8 protein-coding genes are annotated in these 10,652 nt (G+C 37.0%); 7 read left to right on the forward strand and 1 reads right to left on the reverse strand.

Going from position 1 to position 10,652, the window contains the following annotated elements:
* The first annotated feature begins 361 nt into the window (after positions 1-361).
* Both galE and ACP6PK_RS10450 read left to right on the forward strand, forming a co-directional pair.
* Complete coding sequence (gene galE, locus ACP6PK_RS10445) at positions 362-1,363, forward strand: UDP-glucose 4-epimerase GalE (RefSeq protein ID WP_426559548.1); 1,002 nt, start codon at positions 362-364, stop codon at positions 1,361-1,363.
* Between the two features lie 673 nt (positions 1,364-2,036).
* Positions 2,037-2,813 (forward strand): hypothetical protein, encoded by a 777-nt coding sequence (locus ACP6PK_RS10450; RefSeq protein WP_426559549.1) that lies wholly within the window; start codon positions 2,037-2,039, stop codon positions 2,811-2,813.
* A 93-nt stretch (positions 2,814-2,906) separates the two neighbouring features.
* Here the strand turns inward: ACP6PK_RS10450 and ACP6PK_RS10455 are convergent, their stop codons facing one another.
* Positions 2,907-3,773 (reverse strand): isocitrate lyase/PEP mutase family protein, encoded by an 867-nt coding sequence (locus ACP6PK_RS10455; protein WP_426559550.1) that lies wholly within the window; start codon positions 3,771-3,773, stop codon positions 2,907-2,909.
* Positions 3,774-3,975: 202 nt separating this feature from the next.
* On the opposite strand from ACP6PK_RS10455, the gene mnmH reads away from it, so the two are divergent.
* The 5 genes from mnmH to ACP6PK_RS10480 all read left to right on the forward strand — a co-directional run bounded on the left by mnmH (position 3,976) and on the right by ACP6PK_RS10480 (position 9,739).
* Positions 3,976-5,061 (forward strand): tRNA 2-selenouridine(34) synthase MnmH, encoded by a 1,086-nt coding sequence (gene mnmH, locus ACP6PK_RS10460; protein ID WP_426559551.1) that lies wholly within the window; start codon positions 3,976-3,978, stop codon positions 5,059-5,061.
* A 113-nt stretch (positions 5,062-5,174) separates the two neighbouring features.
* Complete coding sequence (locus tag ACP6PK_RS10465; protein ID WP_426559552.1) at positions 5,175-5,393, forward strand: DUF4351 domain-containing protein; 219 nt, start codon at positions 5,175-5,177, stop codon at positions 5,391-5,393.
* Positions 5,394-6,383: 990 nt separating this feature from the next.
* A complete protein-coding gene (locus ACP6PK_RS10470) occupies positions 6,384-7,682 on the forward strand; it encodes a hypothetical protein (RefSeq protein ID WP_426559553.1) in 1,299 nt (432 codons plus the stop codon).
* 132 nt (positions 7,683-7,814) lie between these two features.
* Complete coding sequence (locus tag ACP6PK_RS10475) at positions 7,815-8,393, forward strand: TIGR04376 family protein (RefSeq protein ID WP_094673223.1); 579 nt, start codon at positions 7,815-7,817, stop codon at positions 8,391-8,393.
* 1,064 nt (positions 8,394-9,457) lie between these two features.
* Positions 9,458-9,739 (forward strand): hypothetical protein, encoded by a 282-nt coding sequence (locus ACP6PK_RS10480; RefSeq protein ID WP_094673222.1) that lies wholly within the window; start codon positions 9,458-9,460, stop codon positions 9,737-9,739.
* The last annotated feature ends 913 nt before the right edge of the window (positions 9,740-10,652 follow it).

The following is a 10,652-nucleotide window of genomic DNA, read 5'->3' on the forward strand; positions in this document are numbered from 1 at the left end:
AAAAGTTCCAGATTTAAAGTAGTTTTCTCTAGTTCCAATCTCTTTTTAGAAGCCCTCACCGTATCTCCATAAAATAGGTCCAATTCGAGAAGTAATTGATAAAAAATGCGTAAGAATTGATTTGATGATTGGATGAGTGGGAGATATCTAATACACCCCATCTCCCCATCTCCCCATCTCCCCATCTCTCCACACTCCCGTACGGACGCCCTTATGCAACGTCCCTACCCCCACTCCCCTACTTCCCCTACTCTCAATTTATAATTTTAAATAGATCCCTTCAGGGGTTCTATAGGGGATTGGAAATTTTCTGCTGTATAGTTGTAATAAAGACTCAGAATAGTGTAGGGAAATTAAAAAAGTGTCACAAACTAAGCAAACTATTTTAGTAAGTGGGGGAGCAGGATATATCGGTTCCCATGCAGTTCAAGCTTTACAAAATGCAGGTTATGATGTAGTAATTCTTGATAACCTCGTCTACGGACATCGGGACATCGTAGAAAATGTCCTAAAAGTAGAAATGATTGTTGGGGATACGAGCGATCGCTCCTTATTAGATAAAATTTTTGCTACTCACAACATTGCAGCAGTAATGCACTTTGCTGCATACATTTTTGTCGGCGAATCAGTTAAAGACCCCCAAAAATATTACCACAATAATGTACTTGGCACACTAACATTATTAGAAGCGATGCTCAAAGCAGATGTGAAAAAGTTTGTTTTCTCTTCAACTGCTGCTATCTATGGGGAACCGCAAACCAGTCCTATTCCTGAAGACCATCCGAAAAATCCGATTAATCCTTATGGTGCGAGTAAGCGGATGATAGAACAAATACTGGCAGACTTTGAAGTTGCTTATGATTTTAAGTCGGTTTGTTTCCGTTATTTTAATGCAGCGGGAGCGCATCCTAATGGTTTAACTGGAGAAGATCATAATCCAGAAACTCATTTAATTCCTTTGGTATTGTTTGCAGCATTAGGTAAGCGAGAGTCTATATCCATTTTTGGTACAGACTATGATACTCCTGATGGTACTTGTATTCGAGATTATATTCATGTGTGCGATCTAGCAGATGCTCATGTTTTGGGATTAAAATATTTGTTGGATGGAGGTAACAGCGATATATTTAATTTAGGCAATGGTAATGGGTTTTCAGTTAGGGAAGTTATAGAGACTGTCAAACAAGTAACTGGTAGAGAATTTAAAGTAGAGGAACGCGATCGCCGACCTGGAGATGCACCTATTTTGGTCGGGAGCAGTGAGAAAGCAAGGAAAGTATTAGGTTGGTCTCCCAAATATCCAGAGGTGAAAGAAATTGTTGCTCATGCTTGGCAGTGGCATCAAAAACGACATGGGAAATAAAAGTTAAAAGTTAAAAGTAAGAATAATGGCATATTTGTCGTTACAACTTAATCCTTATGATATAGGTTATTTGTCTGCATTTAGATATAGCTTTGTATCAGAAAGGTGATTCTTTAATTTCAAGGAAAGTGGGTGCATCTCAATTTTGAATAAAGCTAAAAAAATCTCGCTTTTAGGGAATAGAGAATAGGAAAAAAAATATTTTTGCAAATATGAGATGCACCTAGGAAAGACGTTGTTGTGGTTGAGTGTTCCTAGATATATTTAGGAAGTATTCAGTGCCACTATGAACAAATATATTTTTATAATTTAATTGCTAAATATATGAATTGAGGAAAATAAAACTAATAGAGTTGTTGGGAATTAAGCTAAAAAAATGGCTAAAACCCTTATTAGTCAAAGCTTATAGTGTTTTTCGAGACTAAAATTATGAAAACCTTATAGAGTAAGCTTTTGAGCATTTTTAATTTTTATTTCCCAACAACTCTAATGGTTATTCCAGATATTCCTAACTCTATTTTCAGAAATAATTCCTTGAAAAATTTTAAGTGTTTAGGGAAAATTAATTAGCTAATTTTATTCCCTATAATATTTCCATTATCAGCTTTTTAGCTTTAGAGGATGTGTAATTAATTTTGCATAACTACTTAATAGGTAAGACAAAGAATCAATTATGATTAAAAACAAAATTGATATTATAGAAGAATCTTTCTACAACACTGATTTACTGGATAATGAGTATATGAAACAACAGAAAGAAGAATATTTAGACCACAGAAATAATGATTTCCCAATTAACCCATATCGAAACTATTTAAAAATCCTTAAATACTTCAAAGAAATTAACCAATATAATCCCAGTCATGCAGCTTCTTTTGCAAAGAGAATAAAAACTGAATGGAAAGACTGGAGAAATTGCGAGGCTGTCATATCTGAAATGATTGTTTACCACAACTATATTCCACTAATTAGAGAAAGATTGGTCAAATCTTTATCATTGGAAACTGATGAATGTGATGTTATAGTTGAGCATTCTGATGGCTCTAAATATTACCTCGAAATTTTTTGTATAATTCCAAATTTTCAAGAATATGAGGATGGAGTAATAAATATTCAGACTCACACACAAAAAGCGTTCTCATCGGTCAGACAAAAATTATTGAGAAAGGCTAATAAACAAAGACAATTTTTAACAGAAAGAGAAAATTTTGCAGTTATAGAATTAAATGACAGACGTATAGCTCGTGATTTTACACTTTTGTCTTCTCTATCTGATGGCTACAAAATAAAAATTGATATGGAGGAAATGACAAATTTTGATGAAGGTTATGACTGGGAATCTTCAGTATTTCAATTCCCAGAAACTCGTTTTCTTAAGGGAATAATATGGTTTCACTTAGGAAATTACCAGGATAGAAAAATATTGATAAATGAGCGATTCAAACAATAAAAATTATTTTCAGGAAAAAAAGTATGGAAATTCAAAAGTAAAAATTATATTACTTTTACTTTTAACTTCCTTCGGCAATAAATCTAATCTAATTTAATCAACTGAAAACTTCCCCTCCAACTCTCGATATTTAGGCACTTCAATAATCTCTTCAAAATCTTGAAAAGAAACAATATCTGTTAATCCTGCTGTAGTTTTATTTTCAAATAATTGAGTATAACAATTTATCATTGCTTTAGTTGCAGAAAATAATCCAGATAGAGGATAAACCACAATTTTAAAACCCATTTCTGCCAACTCTTGACCAGACAAAACAGGAGTTTTTCCACCCTCAATCATATTTGCAAATAAATACACATCCTCAAAAGCAGCAGCGATCGCCTGCAAATCTTCCACGGACTGAGGTGCTTCAATAAAAATAACATCTGCACCAGCTTCAGCACAAGCACGTCCCCGCTTAATAGCTTCATCCAAACCATACGGCGCACGAGCATCCGTCCGAGCAATAATCACTAAACCACTATCACTCCTAGCATGAACCGCCGCTTTAATTTTCTCAATGTGTTCCGCCATGGGAATAACCCGCTTACCCTCAAAATGACCGCATTTTTTCGGCCATTCTTGATCTTCCAAAATAATTCCAGCAACTCCCATATTCACAATATCAGTCACAGTTCTAATCACATTTAACGGGTTCCCATATCCAGTATCAATATCAGCTACTAAAGGAATATTTACCGACTCAGTAATACGCCTGACAGTGTAGAGCATTTCTGTAGCAGTGAGAAAACCATAATCAGGGCGACCAAGAGTAGAACCAGAAATGCCAAAACCGCTAGTAAAGACAGCAGAAAATCCTATCTGCTCCACAATTTTTGCTCCAATGCAATCATAAACCCCTGGTAGAACCAAAGTTCCTGGTTGTTCCAATATTTGACGTAATTGTTGGCCTGCAGTCATCAAAAACTCCTAGAATAAATATGATAGAATTTTATACCTAGGACTTACACATAAACCTTATGTATAGCGTTTAAAACTATAGCGCTATAGTTTATAGTACCTTTGTGTAAGTCCTGATACCAATTTAAAGATAATATTATACCTGTATAGACCACAAAACATAAAATTTGGAGTAATTTGATTCACAGCAAAATAATCAACCTTGCCATTTCGTGATAATTGTGATAATAATTTATACTCCTTCCTTCTTCCTTATATGCCAAAATCTCTCAAACCTGAAACATTTTTCCAGACACCCGGAATTATCCTCGATGTTCGTAGTCCTGCCGAATATGCTCAAGGTCATATTCCTGGTGCTGTTAGTTTCCCTCTATTTAATAATCAAGAACGTGCCCTAGTCGGAACTTGTTATAAACAAAAAGGCAAAGATGAAGCTGTAGAACTAGGGTTAGCGATCGCTGGTCCGAAATTAGCTGATTTTGTTGCCCATGCCAAAATTTTAGCTCCAGACCGTCAAGTTAGAATTCACTGTTGGCGCGGTGGAATGCGCAGTGCTTCGGTTGGTTGGTTACTAGAAACGGCTGGATTTAATGTTACTCTACTCATCGGCGGTTATAAAGGGTTTAGGCGTTGGGCGCTTTCTCTATTTTCAGTTCCCCAAAAAATTATTGTTTTGGGTGGAATGACTGGCAGTGGCAAAACAGAGATATTGTGTGCTTTAAGAAATATGGGGGAACAAGTATTAGACTTAGAAGCTCTTGCCAAACATAGAGGTAGTAGTTTTGGTGCTTTGGGTTTGTCACCTCAACCTACGAATGAGCAATTTTGGAATCTTGTAGCGATAGAATGGGCAAAGTTTGACCGGAGTCAACCTTTGTGGGTAGAAGCTGAGAGCAAACTTATTGGTATGTGTCGTATTCCCCAGGAGATTTTTGCACAAATGGAAAAGGCGACAGTGATAGAAATAAGTCGCAGTCGTCAGGAAAGAGTAAAGTTTTTGGTAGAAATATATGGAGCAGCGCATACTAATGATTTGATTGCTGCTACCGAACGTATTCGTAAAAGGTTGGGAGGTGTACGAGCGAAAGAAACGATTAATTTTCTGAGGGAAGGAAATTTGGCAGCAGCTTCAGATTTAATTCTCCATTATTACGATAAAACCTATATTTATGATTTGGAGAAAAGGAGTGGTACTATTTATAAAGTTAATGTTTCTGGGTTGTCGGCGGTTGATGCTGCAATATTAGTGCAAGAGAAAAGTGAGGAGTTGAGAAGTCAGGAGTCGTAGGGGCAATTTCGTTTCCTGCGGAATGCTGCGCAAACCGAATGCTGTCGTAAACGCGTAATTCGGAGCATGACAAACGGAAATCGCCCGTACAGGAGTCAGGAGAAAGAAAGGATTTGAACTATGCTCGACAGGAGGGACGAGCAGAAAGATTAGGAATTGGGATGCAGAGATTAATATTAGGTCAATTGGAGAGCAAATTTTCAGGAGAAATTACTCCAATAATTAGAGAGAATATTCAACAATTATCTATGGAAAAGTTGGAATATTTAGGAGGAGCAATTTTAAGTTTTAGCAGTTTGGAAGATTTGTCTAATTGGTTGGAGAATAGCTAGTCGGGAGCCAGGAGATTGATTATTGATTTAGTGGAGCTATACAAAAATTTATCTATAGAAGCCCTAACAGTATCTCCAAGAAATAGGTTCTGGTGGAGAATTAATTGATAAAAAATGGGTAATAATTGATTTGATGATGGGATGAGTGGCAGATATCTAATACACCCCATCTCCCCATCTCTCCACACTCCCCTACTCCCCCACTCCCCCGCTCCCCTACTCCCCTACTCTCAATCTATAATTTTAAATAGATCCCTTCAGGGGTTCTATATAGTACCTTGGCGTAATGATTGTATTAAACCAATCCGCGCTTATGTTGTAACATTTTATCGTAGGGGTTTGGTATCCTTTCCCCAAGTCAAAATGGGATGGGGAAACAATTATTGTAGGGGTTTGGTCTCCTTTCCCCAAGCCAAAATGGGATGGGGAAACAAACCCTTACAGTTTTTTTTTCACAAATTATTTAGGATTGCTATATACCAATTTCAAAAAAGAATACTAGAAAATGGAAAGTTGAAAATTTATGCTTAAAAAGAGTTTTTCCAATGTGTAGGCCACCTATTAATCTCAGGACTTATACCAATTACCAGGCATTAATGCTATACTTGGGAGGCACTTCAAATATTAAGTAATTAACACAAGCGCATGGAACTTTTTTGGTAATTACTAATCAGTTAATGTTAATTATTCTTATTTTTACTTCTCCGGTAGGGACGTTGCACAGGCAAAAATGCGTTTTCCGTTCCGGAATGCTCCGCATTCATGTCGGCGCCAGCAAAACATGTTGCGCAGCAAAACGTCCCTACACTCCCCTACTCTGAAATAGATAAAGTTTTTGAGAAATGGTATTACAGGGATGACTGCTGACCCAGTAAAGGGTAAAAAAAGTGCTAGAGTATTTCCTTATATTCAATTCCGTTACGGTTTTAACAACTAGGTAATTATCAATTATCAATTATCAATTATCAATTAATGAATGGAGGATTTTAGATGACAACAAACCAGAAGACTACAGAAAATTCCCAAAACTCCAGGTTTAAAGAACCTGTTTCTGTGGACAATCTTGCCGAAAATTTGATGGAAGACTTGTTCAGTGATATTGACCGAGTATTAGATGGTGGTACTCCCTTACCAAAGGAAGTAAATCGACCAGAAATTGTTTCTTTAACACCAATTAAAGTGCCTCAAATAGTTGTGCCTGAAAATAAGACTCAATCTCAAGATATAGAGAAAGAAGAAAAGGAAAAATTAGCTGAGGAAAAATTAGCAAAAAAAGAAAATCAATCATTAGATAAACTACTTTTAGGAACAGCTTTTGCATCTATATTAGTAACTCTCTCTTTGTGGTTAGGAACTAGAGGAGGATTCGATAAAATTTTAGGCTATTTAGGTTATGTAGAAAAGCCAGATCCATCAGCAGAAACATTGAATCCTAAAGCAGCAGCAGATGCCAAATTTGCAGATTATATCGAGCGATCGCTCAAAATGATTGAGCAAAAAGAAGCGACTCAGAAAGAACAACAACTTCCAGGGATACCACCTGCTCCATCTAGTAACAATTTACCCAAAGTACCAGTATCGGCTAACCCATCTATAAATACTAGCCTACTCTTACCGCTCAACCGACTGGTCGATTTGATGGAGGCACAAGTAGCAAAAGAAACTGTCACTATTCCTGAAACCAAAGTAGTAATAGTTCCGCCTATCCCGACAGCGGTAGCAGTTACACCAAAATCTGAGCCATCTTCCCCAAAGCCATCAGCAGCATCTGCATCTAACGCTTCCACAGAAGCTGCTGAAAACGTTCCAGAAAAATCGGAAGCCGAAATAACTGCCAAAGCAGAAGTAAAACCAGAAACTAAAGTTAAAGTTGATAGCTCTAGCTCGGCGAAAGCTGAAGCAAAAACAAAACCAGAACTTCCAGCCAAAACAACGGCACAAGAAAAACCAGAAGCAGAACCACAACCGGAAACAACAGCACAAGCAGAACCTCAAACAGAAAAACCAACACAGCCAATATCATTACCCCCACCTCCACCAGCAGAAATATCTGTGGCGGAAATAGTAGCAGCTAGTCAAGTTCAAAGCCCTATTAATACCCTGGTGGGTATCTTGGAGTTAGGCGAACGTTCTGCGGCTCTATTTGAAATTGATGGTGTGGCTCGTCGGATATATGTCGGAGAGAGTATTGGCGGTAGCGGGTGGACTCTTGTGAAAGTAGCTAACCAGGAAGCTGTGATTCGCCGTAATGGTGAAGTTCGCTCTGTTTTTGTTGGGCAACAATTTTAGCGATCGCTCTCAGAATTTATACCAATTCACTTGAATGTAAGCGTGAGCCGAGTAGTTTATGGGTACTACATTTCAAACCTCTGGGTGAAACCAGAGGTACTGATAACTGATAACTGATAACTGAAATGACTTATGGGTTTATTTGACGATTTTAGCCAATTTCTCGAAAACAGACTTGAAGAGTTCCTGCAAAATAACCCCCATCTAGAACTACAAGCACTTGAAGAGCAATTACGCCAACAAGAAGAAGACACCCTGCGCCTCATCGCAGAACTCCAACGCCAAGAAAAAAAATTAGAGCAAGATATTCTCTCGACTGCTCAAGAAGTTAAGCGTTGGCATAACCGAGTCGAGAAGGCACAAACAGCTAATAGAGTAGATTTAGTCCAAGCTGCCCAAGAAAGAGAAGCATCTTTTTTACGACAAGGTAATCAACAGTGGGGACAGATGCAAGGATGCAAGGAGCGCATCCAAAAGGCGAAAGAACTCTATCATCAGATTAAACAACGTCGTGAGGAGGTACGAGCAAAAGCTGTTGAAGTTGAGGCTAGTCGTTATGCTGCCAGGAATGAAAGACGTTGGGAAACTGATGGCTGGAATCAAACCAGTTCTTATAATTTTGGTAATTTATTCGATCCATTAGAGGAACAGTTTCAAAGTCTGGAAACAGATGAAGAGTTGGAAAGAATGAAGCGGAATATGGGAAAGTAGTTGGGTATTTATCAGGTTAGGGAGTTATTAAGTTTCCTGACCTTGTTAGATTCGGGTTTAACTAATATATTAAACATAGCCGTGAAAAAGATATATATATGGTAGTCCTGCATTATAATAGTGAAAATATATATTTTTTAATTTCTTCCCACACTTCCCACACTCTCTCTACCATTACTATGCACCACCATATATTTTTGGCTGGAACTGCTCCAGAAGACAAAAAGTAAGAGGCGCTCTTGCTAGATATTTTTAGGAAAAAGGTACAAAAAATGATGTTTAGGGTGAATTTTATAGCAGTCAAAGCAAAGAGCGCGGACATTTCTAAAACCTGTTATACTAATTCCCATGCATTAATGCTATACTTGATTAATACTTCAGTTATTAAGTAATTACCTTGGGAGAATTACCTTTTTGCTGATTTGAGACAATTTAATCTTTGATTATCCTTATTTTTACTTCTCCCGTACGGACGTTTTCCGCGCTTGAGCGGACATGTTTGCGCAGCAGTCCGTCAGGATAACGCTGCGCGACATGGAAAGCGGAGCATTCCGGAACGGAAAACGCATTTTTGCCGGTGCAACGTCCCTACACTCCCCTACTCTCCTACTCTGAAATAGATAAAGTTTTTTAGAAATGGTATTAGCGGAGCTTTTCGCTATAGGAAAAATCCTTTGACAGTTTACTATTCCCTATTCGCGCTTCCCGTAGTGCTATACAACTCTATTGCTTTTCTATCCAATGGTTGTAGCAGTTGTGATTAATATAGAGTACAGAGATTTGGGTTTAAAGGAAGAATTCATTAATTGATAATTGATAATGGATAATTGATAATTACCTCTGGTTAAAACCGAGAGGATTGAAGATTGGGAAATATCATTTCTTTTTTTCCCCTATCCAAGGGGAGGCCTTAAACCACAATTATTTAATTAATAATTAATAATTAATTATTCGGTAAGAAGGAAGAAGGAAGAAGTAATGCAAGTCATGAAGTGAAAACCGCTATAAATAAAAGGTTTGTTGATTTTATGGAAATGTATATTGATTTAAAATAGGAGTTAATTATGAATATTGGGACAATAGGGAATTGGTCGATTATCTATCAGAATGAAAAGGTAATTAATCACACAAAAATTATTTGTACTGCCATATCAATACCAGGATTATTTCCACTAATAATTACCGAAGAACGAATAGGTGAAGAAGAACAACGTGGTTATGGCGAGAAAAATTTCAATTTGTCTGAAAGACAAATTATTGACTGTAGTGGAAAAACAAATGCAGAAGTAATAGAAATGGCTGTAGATATCTTTAGAGAAAACTGCAAAAAGTTTGACAAAAAGTAATTGCTAAAATCACAAATACATTCTACAAAGAAAGTTATATGATTAGTAAATATCAAGGTTTAATAATTATAGTTTTATGATTATCAATAAGACTTGTTTTTATTAAAAATAAATAACATTTTTGAAATAATTTTCTTTGTACACATTAAGGATTTTTTATATTATTCAAAGATTTTATTAAAGCTAATTTATCTGATGATTAATGTTAAATTAAACTGTTAATAAATAACAAAAAATAATCATTATCTCTATACTAAATCTTTAAATATAGCACTACGCCAACGCGGTGTTTGACATTGCTAAATCCCGTTTTGCTAGGCAACATATTTGCCCAGTATGACAAAGGGAAAACGCGGAGCATTTCCCCACTGAAAACTCAGTTATAGATTACTTTTGACTTTTGACTTTTGATATCATGTCCACTGGTATCTGAGCGTGTCATTTCAGTTATCAGTTATCAGTTATCAGTTATCAGTTAGCCTCCTGCGGAGGAGCTGCGCTTTTTCGTATAGGGAATGCTCCGCTTTCCATGTCGCGCAGCGAAACAGTTAGCCTCCTGCGGAGGAGCTGCGCTTTATCCTGACGGACTGCTCCGCTTTCCATGTCGCGCAGCGTTAACGTTTGCGTAGCATTCCGATAGGAAAGTTGTGCGGAACGCTAAACAGTTATCAGTGAACCTCAGACCTTAGTCGGAGGCTTGAAATACTGAGTTAAATATTTTTTCATCCCCTATTCAAGGGGAGGCTTTGAACCTCATTTTTTGGTAAAAGTTGGGGAAATATTTACCTAATTTAAGGTTTTTCCTTTTCTTCTTTCTTCTTTCTTCTTCCTTCTTCCTTCTCTCCTAGATAACTAAAGCCTTCTCTCCTAGATAACTAAAGCCTTCTCTCCTAGATAACTAAAGCCTTCTCTC

The organism is Dapis hubbardiae BLCC-M172 (genome assembly GCF_050016015.1).
Classification (GTDB): Bacteria; Cyanobacteriota; Cyanobacteriia; order Cyanobacteriales; family Microcoleaceae; genus Trichodesmium.